Origin of the sequence: Aurantimonas sp. A2-1-M11 (assembly GCF_036549475.1) — a bacterium.
GTDB lineage: Bacteria > Pseudomonadota > Alphaproteobacteria > Rhizobiales > Rhizobiaceae > Aurantimonas.
Map to the genome: position 1 here is coordinate 1 of NZ_JAZHLI010000039.1, position 22033 is coordinate 22033.

20 protein-coding genes and 2 pseudogenes are annotated in these 22033 nt (G+C 62.5%); 12 read left to right on the forward strand and 10 right to left on the reverse strand.

What is annotated here, in order from left to right; genetic code table 11:
- Positions 1-293: 293 nt before the first annotated feature.
- Positions 294-611 (forward strand): hypothetical protein, encoded by a 318-nt coding sequence (locus VQ042_RS16460; protein WP_331821222.1) that lies wholly within the window; start codon positions 294-296, stop codon positions 609-611.
- On the opposite strand, the gene VQ042_RS16465 is transcribed toward VQ042_RS16460, so the two are convergent.
- Together VQ042_RS16465 and VQ042_RS16470 are read right to left on the reverse strand one after the other, a co-directional pair.
- Positions 590-1594, reverse strand: a complete 1005-nt coding sequence (locus VQ042_RS16465; protein WP_331821225.1) for an AAA family ATPase — start codon at positions 1592-1594, stop codon at positions 590-592. The two genes, VQ042_RS16460 and VQ042_RS16465, sit on opposite strands and share 22 nt — an antisense overlap.
- Before the next feature lie 109 nt (positions 1595-1703).
- Positions 1704-2521 (reverse strand): annotated as a pseudogene (locus VQ042_RS16470) (aldo/keto reductase).
- A gap of 178 nt (positions 2522-2699) precedes the next feature.
- On the opposite strand from VQ042_RS16470, the pseudogene VQ042_RS16475 reads away from it, so the two are divergent.
- From VQ042_RS16475 to VQ042_RS16525, 11 genes and pseudogenes are all read left to right on the forward strand, one after another.
- Positions 2700-2864: pseudogene (locus VQ042_RS16475) on the forward strand (IS3 family transposase); the annotation flags it as partial.
- A 649-nt stretch (positions 2865-3513) separates the two neighbouring features.
- Entirely contained in the window at positions 3514-4683 is a 1170-nt protein-coding gene (locus tag VQ042_RS16480; protein WP_331821227.1) for a mandelate racemase/muconate lactonizing enzyme family protein, read from the forward strand.
- Positions 4684-4696: 13 nt separating this feature from the next.
- Positions 4697-5599, forward strand: a complete 903-nt coding sequence (locus VQ042_RS16485; protein ID WP_331821228.1) for a LysR substrate-binding domain-containing protein — start codon at positions 4697-4699, stop codon at positions 5597-5599.
- Positions 5600-5727: 128 nt separating this feature from the next.
- Entirely contained in the window at positions 5728-7326 is a 1599-nt protein-coding gene (locus VQ042_RS16490) for an FAD-dependent oxidoreductase (RefSeq protein WP_331821230.1), read from the forward strand.
- Positions 7323-8180 carry a transporter substrate-binding domain-containing protein gene (locus VQ042_RS16495; RefSeq protein ID WP_331821232.1) on the forward strand — a complete coding sequence of 286 codons (858 nt, stop codon included), beginning with the start codon at positions 7323-7325 and terminating at the stop codon, positions 8178-8180. Before VQ042_RS16490 ends, VQ042_RS16495 begins: the two co-directional genes overlap by 4 nt.
- Before the next feature lie 46 nt (positions 8181-8226).
- Complete coding sequence (locus VQ042_RS16500) at positions 8227-8973, forward strand: amino acid ABC transporter permease (RefSeq protein ID WP_331821234.1); 747 nt, start codon at positions 8227-8229, stop codon at positions 8971-8973.
- Positions 8970-9815, forward strand: coding sequence for an amino acid ABC transporter permease (locus tag VQ042_RS16505; protein WP_331821236.1), 846 nt, complete (start codon positions 8970-8972; stop codon positions 9813-9815). Before VQ042_RS16500 ends, VQ042_RS16505 begins: the two co-directional genes overlap by 4 nt.
- A 43-nt stretch (positions 9816-9858) precedes the next feature.
- The gene (locus tag VQ042_RS16510; RefSeq protein WP_331821238.1) at positions 9859-10587 is read left to right on the forward strand and encodes an amino acid ABC transporter ATP-binding protein; all 729 of its coding nucleotides are present in this window, start codon (positions 9859-9861) and stop codon (positions 10585-10587) included.
- Positions 10588-10682: 95 nt separating this feature from the next.
- On the forward strand, positions 10683-12758 hold the full coding sequence (locus VQ042_RS16515; RefSeq protein WP_331821240.1) for an NADH:flavin oxidoreductase: 2076 nt from the start codon (positions 10683-10685) through the stop codon (positions 12756-12758).
- A gap of 72 nt (positions 12759-12830) precedes the next feature.
- Positions 12831-13544 carry an HAD-IA family hydrolase gene (locus VQ042_RS16520; RefSeq protein WP_331821242.1) on the forward strand — a complete coding sequence of 238 codons (714 nt, stop codon included), beginning with the start codon at positions 12831-12833 and terminating at the stop codon, positions 13542-13544.
- 68 nt (positions 13545-13612) lie between these two features.
- A complete protein-coding gene (locus tag VQ042_RS16525; RefSeq protein WP_331821244.1) occupies positions 13613-14875 on the forward strand; it encodes an NAD(P)/FAD-dependent oxidoreductase in 1263 nt (420 codons plus the stop codon).
- Positions 14876-15085: 210 nt separating this feature from the next.
- On the opposite strand, the gene VQ042_RS26020 is transcribed toward VQ042_RS16525, so the two are convergent.
- The 8 genes from VQ042_RS26020 to VQ042_RS16560 form a co-directional block, all read right to left on the reverse strand.
- Positions 15086-15508: a LysR substrate-binding domain-containing protein gene (locus tag VQ042_RS26020; protein WP_442880104.1), complete on the reverse strand. Its 423-nt coding sequence runs from the start codon at positions 15506-15508 to the stop codon at positions 15086-15088.
- Positions 15509-15591: 83 nt separating this feature from the next.
- Entirely contained in the window at positions 15592-15930 is a 339-nt protein-coding gene (locus tag VQ042_RS16530; protein WP_331821246.1) for a hypothetical protein, read from the reverse strand.
- An 81-nt stretch (positions 15931-16011) separates the two neighbouring features.
- On the reverse strand, positions 16012-17034 hold the full coding sequence (locus VQ042_RS16535; RefSeq protein ID WP_331821248.1) for a LacI family DNA-binding transcriptional regulator: 1023 nt from the start codon (positions 17032-17034) through the stop codon (positions 16012-16014).
- 10 nt (positions 17035-17044) lie between these two features.
- On the reverse strand, positions 17045-18130 hold the full coding sequence (locus VQ042_RS16540; protein WP_331821250.1) for a glycerol dehydrogenase: 1086 nt from the start codon (positions 18128-18130) through the stop codon (positions 17045-17047).
- Positions 18127-18903, reverse strand: a complete 777-nt coding sequence (locus tag VQ042_RS16545) for an SDR family NAD(P)-dependent oxidoreductase (RefSeq protein ID WP_331821252.1) — start codon at positions 18901-18903, stop codon at positions 18127-18129. The genes VQ042_RS16540 and VQ042_RS16545 overlap by 4 nt, the downstream gene beginning before the upstream one ends.
- 3 nt (positions 18904-18906) lie before the next feature.
- Positions 18907-19743 (reverse strand): carbohydrate ABC transporter permease, encoded by an 837-nt coding sequence (locus VQ042_RS16550; protein WP_331821254.1) that lies wholly within the window; start codon positions 19741-19743, stop codon positions 18907-18909.
- Complete coding sequence (locus tag VQ042_RS16555) at positions 19744-20625, reverse strand: carbohydrate ABC transporter permease (protein WP_331821256.1); 882 nt, start codon at positions 20623-20625, stop codon at positions 19744-19746.
- A gap of 67 nt (positions 20626-20692) precedes the next feature.
- Positions 20693-22018, reverse strand: coding sequence for an ABC transporter substrate-binding protein (locus VQ042_RS16560; protein WP_331821258.1), 1326 nt, complete (start codon positions 22016-22018; stop codon positions 20693-20695).
- Positions 22019-22033: the final 15 nt, after the last annotated feature.

Consider the following 22033-nt stretch of genomic DNA (forward strand, 5'->3'; position numbering starts at 1 on the left):
ATCCGGACAGCCCGCTCACGGACCTCCGGCGAATATCTCTTCGATGTCGATTTTGTCATGATGACCCCATTCTCTCAGGAAATGAGGTCTCCGGGAAACCCGGGGCGGTTCAGACGCACAGTCTCCATGCGCGAGACGAGCGTTTCGTTTCGGGGTCGGCCGCGGTCCGTGTCAAGGTCCCGATACGCCTCCACCTTCCGCTGATAGTAGGCCTCCGCGCGTTGCGGCACGAACACTGAAGCTGTGATCGGTGCGCCGGGTTGGGCCGGCTCGTGGACGGCCACAAGCTCCATATGCTGGCGACGATCGGCCAGCTGGTCGAGGCCGGCTCGCTCCGACGATGGCAGGTCGATCTCGAGGCAGAAGCCGGGAACGCCAACAGCGAGCTGTGCATCGCGCGCAGCGATCTGCTGGCGCGCACCCTCCACGGCCTGTTCGATCGATTGCAACAGGGCGGTTGCGTGCCCTGTTCGATCACGCGCGGGGAGTGGCGATGGCTCTATGCGTTGGTTCGGCCGCCGGTACGCTTCCCGGACGCCGTTATTGAGGAGGTGGATGTGGGGGCGATCGCGAGGAAAATCGTCTGCCATTATGACCCATGCTGTCGATAATCAGACAGCGAGGCCTGCCGGCGTTCCGTCAGCGCATCGAGAAGCGCCTCCGTCGTGATCCGTTTCCCGCCCCGCAATATGATTGTTTTTGCTGCATCGTCCGCTGCGCGGGTGATCTCCGCCTGGGACAATTTCTCGGCCTGCGTGATCGCCTCGCTCCAGCCAAGCCCCCTGGTGTCGAAGCGATCGAGGCGGGCCCGCAGGAGCGCCTCAATGAGCGGCCGGTCAGGGACATCGTATTCAATCACGTCGTCGAACCGGCGAAACAAGGCCTTGTCGAGAAGCTCTGGGTGGTTTGTTGCCGCGATGATCAAGCTCTGGCTGGCCTCCTGCTCAAGGAACTGCAGGAACGAATTCAGCACGCGACGGATTTCGCCGACATCCTGGCGTTCTCCCCGACGCGCGCCGATTGCGTCGAACTCGTCGAAGAAGTAGACGCCTCGCGTCGTCTGGATCGCATCGAACACGAGGCGCAGCTTGCCGGCAGTCTCACCCATGAACTTGGTGATCAGCCCATCGAGGACGATCGTGAAGAGCGGCAGATGGAGTTCGCCGGCCAACGCCGAAGCCGTCATCGTCTTTCCGGATCCCGGGGGACCGACCAGCAGAAGCTTGCGGCGGGGCAAGAGGCCGTGCTCGCGCAAGCCGGCTTGCTGGCGCTGTTCGCCAAGTACGCGCTGCAGGCGACCTCGCAGGCCATCCGGCAGTACCATGTCGGTCAATCGCAGGTCTGGATAGCGCGCATATAGGAGCCCAGCGAGTTCACACTTGGGCTGAGCAAGGGGAACCGGCCGCGCGCTCCTCGCGATCCCCACGTCCCTGCTCTTGGCCGCGTCGACGAGGTCCTTGAGCTCCTGAGCGAGCTTGCCATGGCCCTGACGGGCCTTATGCGCAGCGAGCTGCATCGCGGTCGAGAGGAAGCGGTCCTCGTCGCCGGCAATATGGCTCTTGAGCAGCGTCACGATGTGGCGGGCGGTGGTCATAGGCTTTACCCGGCGTAGTGGTACCTCGACGACGGTTCCGCCAATCGCCTTCGTGCGTCGGCGCCTAGCTAGCTAGGGAATGCAGCACGTCCCGTTACTCGGGTTCTGATCAGAGCATCTGCAGCGGGATGCGGCGGCGCGGACTTGGAAAGGCGGCGTCCAGGGCACCGAAATCGCCCGTCGACAGGGTAAGATCGGCAGCGGCTCTGTTCTCGCGAACATGTTCGGCGCTTCCCGCTTTCGGGATGGCGATGACGCCTTCGCGGCGCATTGCCCAAGCGATCGCCACCTGCGCGGGTGTCGCGCCGATCCGGTCCGCCACGGCGACTAGCGCGGGATGCGTCAGGAGCCGGCCCTGCTCGACGGGACTGTACGCCATGACCGGGATCGAGCGGGCTGCGAGCCAGGGAAGCAGTTCGTGCTCTGGCCCGCGCCTCGAAAGATTATAGAGGATCTGGTCGGTCGCGCATTCACCGCCGCCCGCCTCGATCAACTCGATCATATCTTCGGTATCGAGGTTGCTGACGCCCCAACGCCGGATTTTGCCAGCCGCCCTCAGCGCCTTCATCTCCTCTACGGTCTCAGCCAGGGTACCGAACCTCGCCAGTGCAGCAGATAGAGATCGATCCGATCGGTCCGCAGCCGCGCCATGCTCGCCTCGCAGGCGCGGGCTAACCGGCCGCGCGACGCGTTTTGCGGATAGGCCTTGCTGACGATGAACAACTCATCGCGTACGTCCGCGAGCGCGTCGCCGATGAGACTCTCGGCGGCGCCGTCCCCGTACATTTCCGCTGTGTCGATCAGCGTCATGCCCAGTTCGACCCCAAGCCTGAGCGCCGCTATCTCGTGCGAACGCTCCGAAGCCCGCTCGCCCATCTTCCAACTGCCCAAGCCAAGCGCCGGCACCTTCTCGCCATGCGGCAACATCACGNCAGTTCGACCCCAAGCCTGAGCGCCGCTATCTCGTGCGAACGCTCCGAAGCCCGCTCGCCCATCTTCCAACTGCCCAAGCCAAGCGCCGGCACCTTCTCGCCATGCGGCAACATCACGGTCTTCATCATGGTTCCTTCGGCATCAGTGCTGTTCCCCACGGGAGGCAAGCGGCGGCTGGGCGTTGAAGGCCGAGATGACGGTGCGGTTCGTCACCGATGCCCTCATCATGGCGATCTGGCGCCGAGGCAAGCCCGACAGCCTGCTACACCATTCGAAGGAGGACAGCCAATATGCCAGCGAGCAGTTCCAGCGCTTGATGGCCGATCCCGGTGTCAGCAGGAAGGCGTGCCTCTGAGGTCGCACGGTTAGACCGCGGTGCGGATGAGCGATAAATGATCTCTTGATGCGAGTTCTGTTGTCGCAGGGAAATGCGGCAAGGGAGGCGGCCGATGCACATGCCACGGGCGAATCCTCCAATCCTGAGGATCACGGACGGACCCTGTCGAGGATTACGGCTTCATCGGCTGGGTCATCCCTTCGTGTCGAAAACCGAATAGAAGTCGCATTCGTCACGCAGAGCACGCATCATAATCGGTACCGCGTAGTCTAAGGCGGCATGTTGGCAACGCTCCTCGATCGCGCGATCGGCATGAACTTTCTGCATCTCACTGGGAGACAGCCGTAGGCGACGATGCAACTCGATATCCGTTATCTCAAGGCGGTGCAGATAGGCTCCTTCGTCGTATTGAGCGAAAGGGGCGCAGCGTTATCTTCGGACGTGCTACGGCCTTTGTCGGATCGTGGGCCATCACGTCGGCCAACGGAATCTGGAAAATAACTCGCTGTGCGGGGAGGGAGGGGCGTCATCGGAGGGCTTCTACATCTGAATTTTTTCAGCGCCTTCTGGGAGGACTGCGTTTCAGCGGACAAGCGCGGAGCAGTCGACTAAGTGGCTCTGGCGAATTCAGACGATTGGCGAGTGAAGCATGTTCTTGAGGTCTGCGCATATCCACGTCATCGAGAGCGGCGGGATTCGGCCGGTGATCCTGCGCCTCGAAACAGATGCGGGGATCGTCGGGCTGGGCGAGGCCGCCGTGGCCTATGGTGTCGGCGCGCGCGCCGCGGCAGCGATGTTGCAGGAACTCGCAGAGTGCTTTCTGAAGGGAGAGGTCGATCCCTTCCGCACCGAGGCGATCACCACGGCAATCCGCGATTTTTCCTTCTGGGCAAAGGGCGGCGGAGCGATCCTCAATGCGGCGCTCAGCGCGATCGAACAGGCGCTGTTCGACATCAAGGCCCGCAGTCTGAACGTTCCTGTCTACGAACTTCTTGGCGGCCGGCTGCGTGACGACCTGAGGACCTACGCCAATGGCTGGTACTTCGGCTGCGCCTCGGATCTCGAACTGCGAACCGCCGCCGAAAAGACGGTCGCGGACGGCTATGACAGCCTCAAATTCTATCCGTTCGCGACCATTCTGCCCGATGGCCGGCTACGCCATCCCGCGCATCGCGGCGCCGGCGACCGTGATCTGGTGGGGCGCGGAATCGCGCGGGTCGCGGCCGTCCGCGAGGTGGTCGGCGCCGCTGTCGAACTGATGCTGGACCTGTCTGCCGGCCTCAACCCGGCCGATACGATCCGCTTCTGCCACGCGATCGAACGATACGACGTCGCCTTCATCGAGGAACCGACGGAGCCGGACGATCTCGGCGCGCTGACGCTCATCTCCAACAGGATTTCGCAGTCGATCGCCGTCGGCGAGCGCCTCTATGGCAGACAGGGCTTCCGCGATCTTCTGGAGAGTCGCAGCGTTGCGATCATCCAGCCGGATCTCGGCAATACCGGCGGGATCTGGGAAGGCAGGAAGATCGCCGCCATGGCCGAGACCTACGGCGTTAAGGTGCAGCCGCATATTTGCGCGAGTTCCCTGTCGACGGCGATCGGCGCGCATTTCAGTGCCGCGATCCCGAATTTCTATGTTCAGGAGCATTTTCCCTATTGGGACCGCACCCCCGGCCATGTCGAGGTTCTGAAAAATCCGCTTGAGCCGCGGGTCACGAAGGGGCGTCTCCCGATCGACGATGCGCCGGGTTACGGCGTGGAATTGCACCAGGACCGCCTCGCGCCTTTCCTTTATGCCGCGGTCGATCTTTCGTGATGGTGTCTCGCAAGTGAACATCCAGCATTTCGCCGCCTTTCGCGCTGTCATGATGACAGGAACGGTGAGCGGGGCGGCTGAAATCCTGGGCCGAAGCCAGCCAGCCGTCAGCCGGCTGCTCGACCGACTGGAGGCGGAACTCGGTCTCGCTCTCTTCGAACGCCGAAAGGGGCTCATCACCCCGACTCCCCAGGCCCATCGACTTCTCGACGAGGTCGAGCGGGCCTATGTTTCACTCGATTCCCTGAAGAACCTCGCGTCAAGACTGGCGAAAGGGCAGGGCAATCAGGTCAGCGTCGCCGTTCTTCCGGCCCTTGGTCTCAGCTTCATGCCGAGAGTCATTGCGAAGTTTCGGCAGGACTGGCCGGAGACGAAGGTAAGTCTCAACGTCCGGATGTCGCCGACGGTGGAGGAGTGGGTTGCGGGACAGCAGGTCGATTTCGGATTCGCCGAGATGCCGGTACGCCGCTCGGGTTTCGAGACGGAAATCTTCAGCAATGCGCCCTACGTGGCTGCCGTCCCCAGTGGTCACGAATTGGCGGATCGCTCCTGCCTCATGCCGGAAGACCTCCGCGAAGGGCCCCTGATCAGCTGGACGCCATTCGTTGCGGCCCGCCACCTTCTCGATCAGGTCCTTGTCACCTCCGGCGTCCGGATCGAAGCACTCTGCGAAACGAGCCTGTCCGGGGCCGCCTTCGAAATGGTGAAACAGGGCCTTGGGATCGCAATTGTCGATCCCTACACAGCCGTTCTCCAGGCAGACGAGCGGATCCGTCTCATCCCGTTTCGCCCGGCGATACCCTTTAATCTTGCTCTACTACGGCCGGAGTTTCGCGGTTCACCACCAACGGTCGACCATATGCTCTCTTTCGCGAGGGACCTGCGGGACGACGTTCTGGCGCGTGTTCCGACCTGACGTGCTGCTGCTGGCGACCCGGTCCACTTCGGTATAACATTCACGCATAACAATCCGCGTATTATCAATTTTGATTATTTCGAGAGCCTCGGCATAGTTGGCGCCAGCACCGCTTGATCGGGGATGGGATGCAGCCGAAGCTGGCCAATATCGACGGATCGGAATGGGATGTCGCCGTCATCGGGGCAGGCATCAACGGTGCAGCGACGGCCCGCGAACTGGCCATGGCGGGATATTCGGTGCTCCTTTGCGAGAAAGGCGATTTCGCCGGAGGCGCTTCAAGTCGTTCGTCTCGCCTGCTCCATTGCGGACTGCGCTATTTCGAGACTGAAGCGCCGGTCCGGGCGTTCGGTCTGCATCCTGGTCGCTTCCTCCAGGCTCTGACGATGGCGCGGGAGGGTATGGAAGCCCGCCACGAACTCGCGACGACGGCGCGGGAGGGCGTAAGGCCCTTCACCATGTGCTTTCCCGTCTATACCGAAAGCCCCATTAAGACGTGGCACCTCGATGTCGGGCTGCGGCTGCTGAGGCAGCTCGGCCCGAGCGAGCCACCGCTCGAATACCGCAAGATCACGTCCGACTTCGAAGCCAAGCTTCCGTTTGCAAAGGATCTGCGAGACCACGATCGTCTGCGATCGATCGCGACCTACCGGGAATATGTCTTCGACTGGCCCGAACGCTTCTGCGTCGATGCTGCTCTCGAGGCCGAGGCCCTCGGCGCGACGGTATTGAACTTCTGCGGGGCCCGCCTCGGCGAACTCGACGCGGGTGGATGCCGGGAGATCGCCCTCCAGGGGCGGGACGGCTCGGCTGGCAAGGTCAGGGCCCGCCTCGTCTTCAACATGGCCGGCACTTGGATCGACGCGGTGAATGCTGGTTCGGCCGAGGGGGCAACCGGGACTCGGCGTCTCGTCCAAGGGACAAAGGGCTCCCACATCATGGCCCGCCTGCCGAATACCTACCGAGGTTACGGGATCGCCACGATGCACCGCAAGGGAATGCCCTTCTACTGCCTGCCCTCCCATGAGGATTTCTTCTATTTCGGCCCCACGGAAACCCTCTTCGAGGGCGACGCCAGTGATGTCTCCGCGACGGACGAGGAGATCGATTTTCTTCTTGGAGAGGCGAACTTCCTCCTGCCCGGCCTCCGGCTCGGCCGCGAAGATGTCGCCTTGAGCTGGGCGGGTGTGCGGCCGCTGACGTTCGACCGGGACCTGCCGATGGGGCGCCGATCGCGCCAGATCCATGACTTGGCCTCCGAGGGTATGCCCGGCGTCTTCGCGATGACGGCCGGGCCGGTCATGTCCCATCGCAGTGCCGCCCGACAGCTTCGCAAACGCGCCGAGACAGCCCTCGGCAAGGCGCCTCAGGCCAATAATGGCGAGCCGAAATCATGGCGGGTTTCGAAGAACACCCTGCGCCTTTCCGATCCCGGCATGTCCGGAAATGTCCGACGTGCAGCCGTGCGCCGGGCGGTGACCCAAGAACACGCCCAGGATCTGAAGGGCATCTTGTACACGCGTACCGCGCTGGCCTGGCGTCGTCATCTGGCGCGTAACGAGGTCGAGGACGCCGCCGCCTCGGTCTCCGACCTCTTCGACTGGACCCCTGAGCAGACGGCCGAAGAGGTCGACAGATTCCTCGCCTACCAGAACACCGTGTTTCGAGCCGGGACCCCGGATCGATCGAGCGCAATGCCAACCCCAAAAGGAGACACACAGCCATGAAGTCGATTGCCAGAGCCATGCGCCTTCCCGTCCTCGCCGCCGTCATGGGAGGCACCTTCCTTGCGGCGACCGCACCCGCCAGCGCCGATGGCGGCCTTCTGGAGGAAGTTCTCGATCGCGGCACGCTTCGCGTCGGCGTGCTTGGAGCCTTCAAGCCATGGTCGTTTCCCTCGCCGGACGGTTCCATGCAGGGCATCGAGATCGATCTCGCGCAGAGCGTTGCCGATACGCTCGGCGTCGAACTGGAGCCGGTCGTCGTCACCTCGGCCAATCGGATGCAGTTCCTGCAGCAGGGCAAGATCGACGTTATCATTGGCGGCATGTACGACACCGCCGAGCGTCGCGAGATCATCGGCATCATCGAGCCCGCCTACTGGACCTCAGGCCCAACCCTGATGGCCAAGGAAGGCAACGTCGAAAGCTGGGAGGACCTCGACGGCAAGCCCGTCTGCGCCAAGCAGGGCGCGAACTACAACAAGCAGGTTCAGCAGGACTACGGGCCGCGTCTCATTGCCTTTGCCGGCAATACCGAAGGCAAGGCTGCCCTGCGCTCGGGCAAGTGCGTTGCGTGGCTTTATGACGATGCCAGCATCATGGCCGATCTCGCCTCCGGCGAATGGGACGGCTACGAAATGCCGGTTTCCGTGCTCTTCAACAATCCCTGGGCCTCGGCTGTCCCGCTTGAAGAACTCGACAAGCCCTGGGGCGTGTTCATGACGGGAATGGCCTATGGGTGGCACGCCGATGGCAAGCTTCTCGAGCTTGAAAAGAAGTGGGAGGTGAAGCCCTCCGACTGGATTGCCGAGCAGAACAAGCGGCTCGAATGGGATGAGAGCTATCTGAGCGGCCAGTAAGAGGCCGCATTCGGAAGCATCGAAACACCTCACCTAGGAATTGAGCTTGTTCGAGTCGATCGCCCCGTTCTTCCAGCGTCTCGATCAAGAGACCGGATGGAACTTCGTCATCTTCTACAGCCGCTACGAGTTCGAGCGGTTCGTGACTGGCATGTCGATCTCGCTGCAGCTCATCCTGTGGTCGATGCTCCTGTCGCTGTTCATCGGCGTCTTGGGCGCGTGGGTGCAAACCTCGCGCTCGATGCTTCTGCAGGGGTTCGTCAACGGCTATATCCAGTTGTTTCGCAACACGCCGCCGCTGATCCAGCTTCTGTTCTTCTATTTTGGCCTCGGTGCGTTCACCCCTCAGGTGGACATGGGCGGTTACTACGAGCCGCTCATCACGTCATTCACCTGGGCGGTACTATCGCTCGGCATCTTCGGCGGCGCTTTCAATGTCGAGATATTCCGTTCCGGAATCGAGGCTGTACCAAACGCGACTGCCGAGGCTGCCGAAAGCCTGTGCTTTTCGTCCTGGCAGACCTACGCCTACATCACCCTGCCGCTGGCGTTTCGCATCAGTCTTCCGGCCCTGACCAACAACCTGGTCTCGCTCGCGAAGACGACGTCGCTCGCCTACGTCATTGCTGTCCCGGAAATGACCTACACGCTCAACCAGGTCTGGTCTGACAACATCAACGTCCCAGAGATGATGCTCGTCCTCTTCCTGTTCTACGTCCTGGTCGTGAGCCTCATCGCCGCGGGGCTGCATGTTCTGGAGCGGCGTCTCGCCCTTCCGGGGTACAGCCGATGAAAGCGCTCGCCAGACCCTTTCGGATCGATGCCGGACGGCTCTCCTCCTTCCAGCCGAGCCATGCACTGCGCGCCAGACACGGGATCGTCCTTCTCGCCCTGTTCCTGGCCAGTCTCGTCACCGCGCATGCCCAAGGGATAGACCCGGCGGGGCCACCCTCTGCCCTGGCGACACTCGTCGAGTGGATGCCCTTCATCCTGCGGGGATTTCTCTTGAACCTTGGCATGAGCCTTCTGGCCATGGCGATCGCCACGATTCTTGGTGTCGGGCTCGGAATGCTCCAGCTCAGCCGGACACGTTTCATCAGCGCCCCTGCCTGGCTGGTTACGCATCTCTTCCGAAATTCCCCCTGGCTCGTGATCCTCTTCGTCGTGATGCTTCTCGTCCCGTACGAACTCGAACTGCCGGGTGGCGGAAGCTTCATCATGTCGGACTGGCTGAAGGCGACCTTCGCTTTCTCCCTGCCGGTCATGGCGAACCTCAGCGAGATCACGCGCGGCGCCATCGTCTCGATCCCGAGCGGCCAGTGGGAATCGGCAGAGAGCCTCGCCTTCACGCGCGGCCAGACCCTGCGCTGGATCATCCTGCCGCAATGCGTGAAGCGGGCGATCCCGCCATGGATGAACTGGTATGCGCTCCTGGCGATGGCGACACCGATGGCATCCATTCTCGGCGTACGAGAAGCAGTCGGAAACGCGCAGGCCGCAATGGAGGCAGCCGGCGCGCGGCCGGAACTCCTGGCACCGTTCTACCTGTTCCTGTTGCTTCTTTTCTTCGTCTACATCTACCCGATTTCCATCTGGACCCGAATGATCGAGCGTAAATATGCCGTCGAAACGTAATGCTGCCTCACAAGCGGCGGCGTCTGCCGAGTGGACACCGGACATGCCGCTTGTCTCGATCAAGGACGTCCACAAATCCTTCGGGAAGCTGGAGGTGCTGCGTGGCGTGAGCTTGGACGTGAAGAAGGGCGAGGTGGTCTGCATCATTGGTCCCTCCGGCTCCGGCAAGTCGACGCTGATCCGGTGCATCAATGGTCTGAATGATATCCAGAGCGGATCGATCACCGTCGAGGGCCAGGAGGTCAACGACCCGAAGCTCGACAAGCTCGCACTGCGCAAGAAGGTCGGGATCGTCTTCCAGCAATACAATCTCTTTCCCCACAAGACAGCACTCGAGAACGTCATGATGGCGCCGGTGAAGGTGCTGAAGGAACCGAAACTAGAGGTCGAAGAGCGGGCGAGGGCGCTGATCGCCAAGGTCAGGCTGGGCGGCAAGGAAGACGTCTATCCGGGCCATCTGTCCGGCGGACAGCAGCAGCGCGTGGCGATTGCGCGCAGCCTTGCAATGAGGCCGGACGTCATGCTGTTCGACGAAGTTACCGCGGCCCTGGATCCGGAGACCGTCAAGGAGGTCCTCGCGACCATCAAGGAACTCGCCGCCGAAGGGATGACCTGCATTCTCGTGACCCACGAAATGGGCTTTGCCCAGGAGATCGCAGACCATGTTTACTTCACCGACCAGGGCGTGATCGTCGAACATGGTTCGCCTGAAGAGCTATTCACCAAGGCCAAGGACGAGCGCACGCAGCGCTTTTTGAGCCAGATCATCTAGCCGCCCGGGCCCGAGATCGGGCCGGTGGTCGCAACGGTCGTACGGGTGCCCGTTCAGCCGAGGCTACCGTTTTGTCGAAAATCGAGAGACACATCATGTTGGACACGCCGGAAACTGAAACTTCTCACCCCGGGAAAGCCCAGGGTACGATATCTAAGGACCCCCTGCTTCAGCCCCTGACGATCAAGCATCTGACTTTTCGAAACCGCATCATGAGCACCAGCCATGCCTGCGGCCTCGAGGTCGGCGGCAAGCCGCAGGAAGCCTACCAGCGCTATCACCTAGAAAAGGCGAAGGGTGGTCTCGCTCTCTCGATGTTCGGCGGGTCGTCCAACGTGGACCGGGATTCCCCCAACATCTTCCGCCAGCTCAACGTCGGCACGGACGCCATCATTCCGCATCTGCAGCAGTTTTCCGAGCGCATGCACGGGGAGGGAGCGGCCTTGATGTGCCAGATCAGCCATCTCGGCCGGCGTGGCGATCCGTATGCAGGCGACTGGCTTACGACCATTGCGCCGTCTCCCTTGCGCGAGACGCTCCATCGCAGCATCCCGAAGGAGATGGACGAGCACGACATCAACCGAGTGGTGAAGGCGTACGGGGCCGCGGCACGGCGCTGCAAGGAGGGCGGGCTCGACGGGATCGAGACCCTTTCGGCGGGTCACCTCATCGGACAATTCCTTTCGCCGTTGACCAACCGGCGCACCGACCGGTTCGGTGGCTCGCTGGAGAACCGTTGTCGCTTTGCGCTGATGGTCCACTCCGCCATCCGTGATGCGACCGGCGATGATTTTCTCGTCGGCATTCGCCTCGTCGTCGACGAGGCGACCCCCGGCGGCATGGATTTCGAGGAATGCGTCTCGGCGGCGCAGATACTCAAGCGGGAAGGCGCCGTCGACTTCTTCAATGCCATCTACGGCACCATGGATACGACACGTGCCCTTGCCGAGGAGAACATGCCCGGTATCGGTTCACGGCTCGCACCCTGGGTGGAGCCGGTCGGAGCATTTCGCCGCGAAGTGGGCCTTCCAGTCTTCCATGCAGCGCGGATTTCCGATCTCGCCTCGGCGCGGTTTGCCGTCTCCGAAGGCAAGGTCGACATGGCGGGGATGACCCGCGCGCAGATCGCCGATCCCCACATGGTGGAGAAACTCGCCACAGGGCGGGAGAACCAGGTCCGCCCTTGTATCGGCGCGACCCACTGCCAGTCGCCCTACCGCCCGTCGTGTCTCCACAACCCGGTGACCGGCCGCGAGACGACGCTCGACCACATCGTCGAACCGACGAGCGGGGCAAGGCGGAAGATCGTCGTTGTCGGCGGCGGTCCGGCAGGCCTCGAAGCCGCGCGCGTGAGCGCCGAGCGCGGTCACGACGTCTCGCTCTACGAGGCGGCGGCGGACGTCGGGGGCCAGATTCTCCTCGGTGCGACTGGCTCCTGGCGCCGGGATCTTCTCGGGATCGTCGAATGGCGCGTCACCGAACTGCAACGGCTCGGGGTCGAGATCCACGCCAACGCCTATCTTGAGCCGGAGGACATCATCGCACTCAAGCCCGAGGTGGTGATCCTTGCGACCGGTGGCCTGCCGCAGGTCGATCTCCTGGAGGGCAACGACCTCTGCGTCAGCACCTGGGACATAATCTCCGGCCAGATGCCGATCGGGCGCGACATTCTCGTCTATGACGGCACCGGCCGCCATCCGGCGCCGCTCGCGGCCGAGCGGGCGAAGGAGGGCGGCGCCAGCGTCACCTATGTGACCATCGATGCGACACTCGCCGAGGAACTGACTTATGCCGAGAGGCTGCGTTGGAAGAAGCGCTTCCTTTCCCTCGGTCTCGAGCCCATCAGCGAAACTCGGCTTGTCGCGGTTCGCCGTCGCGACAACGGGCTTGAAGCCGTGCTCCTGAATGAGATCTCGCGGCAGCAACGCATCGTGCCCGTCGATCAGGTGATCGTCGAGCAGGGCAGCATTCCCATGAACGAACTGTTCGAAGAGCTCCGGACGGCCTCCTCGAATGACGGCGTGACGGACATTGACTCCTTCGTCAGCGCTGCGCCGCAGCCGGCGACCATTCGCGCCGGTTTCGAACTCCATCGCATCGGTGATGCGGTTTCCAGCCGCAACATTCATGCCGCGATCCTCGACGCAGTCCGAATCTGCAGCCCGCTCTGATGATCGGAACGCCGAAAGATCGCGCGACCCAGCCTGAACATCAAACAAGACTATGAGAAGGACATCTACCTCATGAGTTTCGACCGCTTCAAAGTGCTCACCTTCGACGTCGTGGGAACCCTAATCGACTTCGAGAAGGGCCTGCTCGACGGCTTTCGCTCCTTCGGCGGACCGGCAGCCAGCGACCTCAGCAACGACGACATCTTCGGTCCCTATGTCGAGGCCCGCGACATTCATCCCGGCCGTGCCAGTCAGGTCATGGGAGAGGTCTATTTCCATGTGGCTCACAAGCTCGGCCTGGACACCAGCGAGGCCGCGGCCGTCTCATTCCAGGCTCATGTCCTGAAATGGCCGGCCTTCCCGGACTCGGTCGCCGCGCTGAAGCGCCTGCGCAAACGCTTTCGCCTCGTGGCGATGACGAATGCCGACCGGGTGATCTTTTCCAGCTACTCCCACACCCTCGACAACCCCTTCCATGATGGCGTTACCCTAGACGACGTTGGGATCCCGAAGCCGAGTCCACGGTTCTTCGACTACAATCGGGGACGCCAGGCGGCCTTCGGCTTCAGGCAGGACGAGATCCTACACGTCGCACAGAGCCAGTATCACGATATCGGCGTGGCGCGGGAACTCGGCTATTCCGTGTGCTGGATCGAGCGGCGGCAGGGACAGAAGGGCTTTGGTGGGACGCCGGTGCCGAAGGAAGTGACGAAGCCGGACTTCCACTTCGCCACGCTCGTCCAACTGGCTGACGCGATCGACGCCGACATGGCCGGCGAACGGTGACAACCGCAGAACCCGGCAAGAACGGGGTGAGAGCGTCCTCCGCAAGTGGATGGCCGACCTCGCTCTGGATGGAAACGGCACGTGCGCGCCCGGTCCTTGGCGAGCCGGGCGGGCAGGATAGCGCCGACGTGGTCATTGTCGGCGGCGGCTATACCGGGCTGTCCGCGGCCCGACGTTTTGTCGAGCGGGGGGTTCGGCCGCTGATTGTGGAGGCGAACGGCATCGGATGGGGCGCGAGCGGGCGAAACGGCGGGGTGCTATCGCCGAAGTTCCGCCTCGCCATTCCCGCCATTGCCCGCCAGCACGGTCTCGACGTCGCGCGCCGCATGGCCGGACTCGGCCACGAGGCGGTCGACGCCGTCAGGGAGGCGGTGCGGCGCGATGGGATCGACGACGCCGACCTCACCATGACCGGCAACCTGCGCTGCGCCCACTCTCCGAGCGCCTTCGACGCCCTGAAGGACGAGGCGCGGACCATGCGGGAGGATTTCGGCGACGAGACGAGCCGCATCCTCGACCGCGACGAGGTCGCCGAAGAGACCGGCTCGGCCGATTTCGTCGGCGGCGTGCTGGTCTCCCACGCCGGTCTCATCCATCCCCTGAACTATACGCTCGGCCTCGCCGAGGGTTTGCTGGCAAAGGGCGTCGACATTTGGGAAGGCGCCCCGGCCACATCCATCCGCCAAGATGGCTCCGAGGTGGTGGTCGAGACGCCCGTGGGGACGATCCGCGCGAAGCACGTGCTGCTAGCCACGAACGGCTACTCCGATCTGGCTCACGGAACGGGCGCGATCCGGCGATCCGTCATTCCCTTTCGCAGCGCCATGGTCGCCACCGGTCCGCTTTCCGAAGAGCTTCGTGCCCGGCTGCTGCGCCACGGCCGCAGCTATTCAGAGACGCGGCGGATGATGCGGTGGTTCCGTCCTTATCGCGACCGCCTGATCTTCGGCGGACGCGGCGCCTTCGGCAGGGACGACAGCAAGGCCGCATTCGACGCACTGGAGCAGGCGATGGTGCGTGTCTTCCCAGACCTGGCGGGGGTGCCGGTCACCCACCGTTGGTCCGGCCTCGTCGCCATGACCCTCGACGCCGTCCCGCAGATCGGCCGATTGGACGACAGAATTTCATTTGCTCTCGGCTACAATGGCGCTGGCATCGCGATGGCTTCATTGATGGGTCGGTATGCCGCCGACGTCGTTCTCGGCGATCGACCCTACCTCGCCCTGCTCGGCCCAAAGCAGTTGCAGAATATACCATTCTATTCGTTGCGAGAGCCCGCTGTGAGAGTTGTCGCAGGCTGGTATCAGTTCCTCGATGCGATTGGAATGTAGTTCGGATATTCGACCGGCATTCTTCGAAGGCCCCCCTCCCGCCGGGCAAGTCGGTCGGTGCAATCGTGACGGGCGGGTGGTCTTCAGTCCTGACGGCTGTGATCAAGGTGAAGATCGCCTGATCGACCAGTGCCAGCGCGCGTCCTGCTGCTTACGAGGTTCATGTGACCATGCTCATGTGCGAATTGATGAATCGAGTAGGCAGGCCGCTCAGGTCTGATCGCTGACATCCAGCAGGCCGGACCGAGCGACGCTACCGCGCACGGCGGCTAGCGCCGCATTAACAGAGGGGAGGATGTCTTCTGCGCGATGCACTATGCATAGGTTCGCCGATTCCAACGCAGGCTGGCATTGCGATGCAACGAGCGTCCCTGCCTTGACTTGAGGCGCAATCAGCACGGTCGGTAGGATCGAGATGCCTATGCCGGCTTCCACCAGATTTGCTAGCACCCCGGGTACTGTATTGCATGACGAGATGTGGGTCGGCTCCAGTCCCGCAGCAGCAAACCAAGCCATTGTCTGACGGTGGTTAGGCGACGGGCCCGGGTTCATCAGCACCGTTAAATGATATACATCGCGAGGATGAATGACAGGTCTCGCCGGCGAACAGTTCGAAGGTCGCGGCGATGCCATCGAGTTCGTTCAGCTGCCTCGCCAATTCCGCAGCGAGAGCGACCGTTCGTGTCGTCTGCTTCTTTTCCAGGCGCGACTGGGCGTCATTTCGGCCCGCTTGAACGGCGCAAGCCGGTCCCCCTCCCACTCGCCGGCAGAGAGTAGCACTTCGCACGACAGTTTGGCGGGACCGGTTGCGCCCGCCACGGGGTCTTGTTCAGCGACCAGTCGAACTGAGGCGTGTTCACCGCCGGCAACTGGCAGACGACGACGCGAATGTCGAGACCATCATGGATGATCTTCGATCGCAGCGAATCGGAAAAAGTGCGGATCGCCGCATTGGCGGCGCAATAGGGCGCCTGCAGCGGCACCGACCGGTAGCCGAGCGCGGAGCCGTGCCAGCGCGTGATGCGCTGACCGCGCCGTTTCGAGCCTTGCTCCAATCCATTCGATGGTCGTACCGGTCGCCGCGCTGTCCGGTACCTTATGTATAGTTCGCGCTGGTAACAGAGCTGTGGCGCGCTTCAAAGATCGATGGCGGCAACGCTGTCCCGTTCGATCACTTCGCCGGCATCCAGCACTTGCCTGAAGGTTTTCCGTTTTCCCTCGATGATGTCGATCAGGCCGTGGGCGCCAACGAAACCCATTTCATCGAGTGGTACCGACAGTGTCGTGAGAGGCGGAAACAGCATTTCGGCCAGGGAGCTTTCGTGGAACGAGAGGACCGACATCTCGCCAGGCACGTCGATCTTCGCACGATGCAGCGTCGCCAGCGCACCGGCAGCGGCGACCAGTGTCACCACGAAAATTGCAGTAGGCGCCGGGCCGGGGCGGTCGAGGATTTCCTGCATCGCCCGCTCGCCGCCACGCTGGTCGTAGTCAGAGATCGCAATAAGGGAGGGATCATACGTGATCCCGGATTCGGCCAGCGCCTGCCTGTAGCCTTCGAGACGTAACTGCGCGTTGAAACGACGCGGATCACCGGCCAGATGCGCAATGCGTCGATGACCCTGGTCGATAAGATACTGTGTTGCCCGCTTGGCCCCGGCTACTTCATCACAAAGGATGCTGCTGGCGAAACCCTTGGCTTTTCGGTTCACCAGGACCGCCGGGATCTGAAGCGTCTTGAGCACGGCAAGCTGCTTGGCCTCGTCCTGAAGGGTCGCGACCAGCAGCCCGTCAATGCGCAGATTGTTCGCCATGGTCTCGTAGACGATCGGATCCATCAGATCGGTCATCTGCGCGATGATCAGGCTGTAGCCTCGCTCCTTTGCTGCGCGGTCTGCCCCGATGATCATCTGCGGATAGACCGGATTGATGAGTTGCGGGACGACAATACCGATCGAAAGGGTCTGCGCGGTTCGAAGCCCGCGCGCAGAGGGGTTGGGCTGGTATTTGAGCGCCGCTGCTGCTGCCAGGACACGCTCGCGCGTTTCCGGCCGCACCTTGAGGGTCGCGTCGTTGCTCAGAATGCGCGAGGCTGTCGCATTGGCGACACCAGCTTGCGCGGCAACATCTCCCAGCTTCGGTCTGTACTTAGCGCTCATCCGCCTCGGCTTACCGATTTGCCCCTTGTCGATTCTCAACCGCATTCATAGCAGCCAGAACGGAGGCCTCGCTGGCCGGTTTGACAAGATTCCCGATATAAGGCGCCTCGCAGGTCAGACGTGCCACGAGGCGCCGCTCGCTGTCGCCGAGCGAGCCGGTTGTGATGTCGCCGAGCGAGCGAGGCAGGCCAAGCGCTTCGTAGAAGGCGGATTGTTCCGCGATTTCGCCGTCAGGGCGGCCTTCATACGCCATCTGGACCAAGGTCCCATAGGCGACGAGTTCCCCATGCAGGAATGGGGCACAAGACGGGAGCGCGGTCAGGCCTCGCAAGAGAGCATGTGCCAGTGACAGTCCGCCGCTTTCAAATGCCAGTCCGCTAAGCAGGACCGCCGCTTCCACGACGTTTTCCAGATCATCCGAGACAGTCTTGGCCTCGGCGGCGGCCATCGCGCGCCGCCCGTGGGTGAGAATGACCCGGTGCGCCTGATCGGCCAGGAACAGGGCCGTGGAAAGCGGGCGCGTGCCGAAGAAATTCGTGCCCCCCGCTGCCGCGCATTGTCCGACCTCAAATGTCTTGCTGAGCGCATCGGCCATCCCCGCCGCCAGGAAGCGGGCAGGCGCCCGGGCAATGACCTCGGTGTCGACCAGCACGACGTCAGGGTTGCGGCGGGTCAACAGCACCCTGTCGACCTTGTGATGGTCGTCGTACAGCACGATCAGCCGACTGGTCGGTGCATCGTTGGAGGCTATGCTGGGTGCGATCACCAGCTTGGCACCGGTGGATCGCGCGACGGCCTTCGACAGGTCGATGGTTTTGCCGCCCCCAAATCCGATGACACAGTCGAACTCGCCGGCCTCGTCGACGAGCGCCTGTGCGCCCGCTTCGGTACACTCGGCCGGACTGTGAATGACGCGAAGCTGAAGCTCTGCTGAAGCCAGCGAAAGCCGCACCGCTTCGATCGCCTCCGTAAGCTGTGGATCGGCAACCACGACGACGGACGTCGTACCGAGCTCGCGGGCTGTTGCACCAATCTCCCTGAGCGCGCCGGGGCCCTGCACATAGCGGCCGGGAAACCCGAAGATACGAAGGCTCATTCCTCACCCCAGTAGAAGTCGCGTCGGCCACCGTCCATGCAGACGGTTGCACCGTTGATGAAGGCCGCTTGTCGCGAACAGAGGAAGGCGACCAGGCTGCCGACCTCGTCTGGCCGGCACAGCCGCCCGACGGGGTTCTGTTCGCGCATGATCGCCAGCTTGTGCTCGGACATGTATGCTAGGAGCTCGGTGTCGACGTAGCCTGGGGCGATCGCGTTGGCTGTCAGGCCAAAGCAGCCGATCTCCTTGGCAAGGGTGCGCGTCAGTCCGGCGATCCCCGCCTTGGCCGCTGCGTAATTTGCGACTCCCGGTCGCCCGCCGCCCGTGTAGTTCATCGACGAGGTGTTGATGATACGCCCGTGCTTTCGCTCGCGCATGAGAGGGATCACGGCACGCGAGCACAGAAAGGTGCTGCGCAGATGGACGTGGATCATCGCATCCCAGGATTCGGTGGTGGTATCGACCAGATGCTTGCCGAGATGTGGACCTGCGATGCCCGCATTGTTCACTAGGATGTCCAGCCGGCCGAAACGATCTGCAACGGCGTTGACCATCGACGCCACAACAGCCTCGTCGGCGGCGTCCGCTGCAAAGGCCTCGCACTGCCAACCTTCGGCCCGCAACGCAGTCGCAGCGTCGGCCGCGGCGTCGCGATCCAGATCATTGAGCGCGATGATCGCCCCTTCCGCGGCCAAGGCCCGTGCTTCCGCAAGGCCGATGCCACGCGCCGCTCCGGTGACGAGGGCGACGCGGCCCGCAAGATCAAGATCCATCGATCAACCTTTCATCGCGCCGGCGGCCAGGCCCTGGATGAAGTACCGGCTGAGGAACATGAACAAGAACAGCAGCGGCAGCGCGATCAGCGTCGCCCCGGCCATCACCTCTCCCCAGCGGACGTCGAAGGTGCCGAGGATGGACGAAAGACCGACCGGCAACGTCTTCTGCGAATCGCTCGACAGAAGGACAAACGCGAAGATGTAGTCAGTCCAGGAAAGAAGGAACGAGAAGATCGCCACCGTCACGATCCCGGGAAGGGAGAGCGGCAGGATGATCCTTACGAAGGCACCGAACCGCGTGCAGCCGTCGATCATCGCCGCCTCCTCGAGATCGAAGGGCATGGACTTGAAGAAACCCCAGAACAGCCAGACGCCCAGCGGCAAGGTTAGGGTGCAATGCGCGATGACGATCGACAATCGGGTGTCGGCAAGGCCCAGTTCGGCAAAGATCGAAAGAAGCGGAATCGCCAGCAGAAGCGGCGGAAACATGTAAGCATACAGCATGCTGCCGATCAGCGCAGTCTTGCCCGGCACCCGGTAGCGGGTAACGGTGTAGGCGACGATGATCGACAGGACCAGCGTGATCACAACAACGAACCCGGCGACGAGGAGGCTGTTCAGGAACTGCTGTCCGTAGTCGGTGTATTGCAGCAGCGTGCGGTAGCTCTCGAGCGAAAATCCGCCCTCGGGCAGAAGTGTCGGGCGGGTGAACAGGGCGCTCGGTGGCCGCAGGCTGGAAATCACCATCCAGTAGATCGGCAGGAACGACCATATCAGCGCTAACAGGATGGCGCCGAAGAAGCCGACCCGCTGTAGCGGCGTGAACGGACGGTGCATTCAGCCCTCCTTTTCTTCGAGGGGGAAGATCCTGAAGTAGATGAAGATCAGAACGGACAGAATCAGGAACGAGATTGTGGCAATCGCGGCTCCGCCGCCGACGTCGTACTGCAGGAAGGCACGCCGATAGGCGAGAATCGGCAGATGCTCGGTCGCTCCGAGGGGGCCGCCCTTGGTCATCAGCCAGACGATGTCGAACTTATTGAACATCCAGATCGAGCGGAGGAGTACGACAACGGTCAGTACCGGGCTGAGCACCGGCAGGGTGATGTGCCAGAAGCGGCTCCATGCGCCAGCCCCATCGACGTGGGCGGCCTCGTAAAGACTGCTTGGAACGGTCTGAAGACCCGCTAGGAAGGAAATCGTGACGAAGGGGGTCCAGGTCCAGACGCTGATCAGGATCACGATTCCCAGCGCGGTGGTGGGGTTTTCGAACCAGGCCGGTCGACCAAGACCCATCTGCATCGCCCAGTTCGTGAACAGCCCGAACGATCCGTCCAGCATCCACTGGAAGGCAACGGCAACCACGACGGTGGGCAGCAGATACGGCAGGATCGTCACGCCGCGGACAATGGCGCGCCCCTTGAAAGGGCGGTTCAGAAGGAGCGCGAAAAGTATCCCGAGCACCACCTGCAGAAGGATGGCGAGGCCGGCAAAGGCCAGACCGACCCACAGCGAATTCCAGAAATCCGGATCGACAACGACACGCTTATAATTGTCGAGCCCGGCCCACGTGCGATCGCCGACGAAGGAGCTCGCATTGAAGAAGCTCAGTTCGACGGCGTGATACACCGGAATGGCGATGAAGACGCCGGTCAGTCCAATCGAAAGGACGAATAACGTCAGAAGGATCTTGTCGCTGGAAGTCGAAAAGCTTCGCATGAGGGTCTCTGCAGGGGAGAGGTCGGTGGGAGCGTTCGCTCCCACCGTTCACGGGGCTCGTCGATGGCTAGGCGAGGGCCTTGCGGTAGAGTTCGGCGCCGCGTTCGAGAGCCTCGGCCGCGGGAACGTCCTGTAGCAAACGCAACTGCCAGGCCTCGGGGATGCCGTAGGCTTCGAAGAGCTTTCCTTGACGGACGTCCGGTGCCGGTCCCTGCGTGTCGACCGACCGGATAATCAGGTCGTCATCGTCGAGCAGGTCCTTCTGGAATTCAATGAATTCCGCGTGCTTCTGGATCAGCGGGTTTGATCGCCACTTCGCATCTTCGTAGATGTCGAGGCGTGCCGGCTGGAAGTGCAATGGCGCGGTATGCAGGAAGTCGACGTAGCGGTCCGTGGTTAGCCAGTCGAGGAACTTGACCGCTTCCTCGGACATGCCTGTCTTCAGCACCACCCAGCCGTCATAACCGTGGTTAATGGCACGCTTCTCGCCACTTTCGCTCGGGAAGGTGAAGTAGCCGACATTCTCCACCATGTCGGGTGCCTTCTGTTCGAGATACTCGATCATGCGGCCGGCATATGGGGCGTGGGCGACCTGGTCGCTGGAGAACTGTGCGAGCGCCGTGGCGAACTCCGCCTGGGTCAGTCCGGGCGGCATGGTGCCGCTCAACGATTTCATGAAATCGAGATAGGCAATCGCCCGCGGCTTCATCACGTCGTTGTCGAGAACCACGTTCCAGCTGTCATCGATGATGTTGACGTCGTTTGCCCACATGTAGCCGAGCGACATCCACTGGGCAGCGCTGTTGTTCCCGAGCGGATGCATCACACCGAAGCGGTTGTCGCTGGTGAGCGCCGTGCAGTTCTCGAGCATCTGTGCCTGGTTTTCTGGAACGCTGAGGCCCTTCTCGGCATAGAGGTCCTTGCGATAGTACATCCAGCAAAGATTGTAGTCGTAGGGATACCAGTAATATTGATCGTTGATGGGGAAGAGGATACGCGGTCCCCATTCGTGCTTCTGGACAAGGTCGTTCAACGGCACCAGCATGTCGTCGCCCGCCAGTAGCGCTACATGGGCTGCAAATGCCAGGGTGGCGATGTCGTAGGGCTGACCGGAAGCGATCGACGCTTGCAGTTTCGCCCACGCCTCGCCCGGGGGCACGGTATCGATCGTCACCGAAACGCCGGTCTGGCTCTCGTAGTCGGCGGCCGCTTTCTGAAGCACCGCGACACTCTCCCGACTAGGCTCGGCATTGAGGAACCGGATCTGCTTCGTCTGGCCGAATGCCCGAGGCACACTCGTGGCCAGAGATGCTGCGCCGAGGGCTGCCGCTCCCGTCAGCAGCGTACGGCGGTTCATGCTGGATGCGTGCAAATTATCGAGTATGCGTTTCATGGTTTCCTCCCAGTT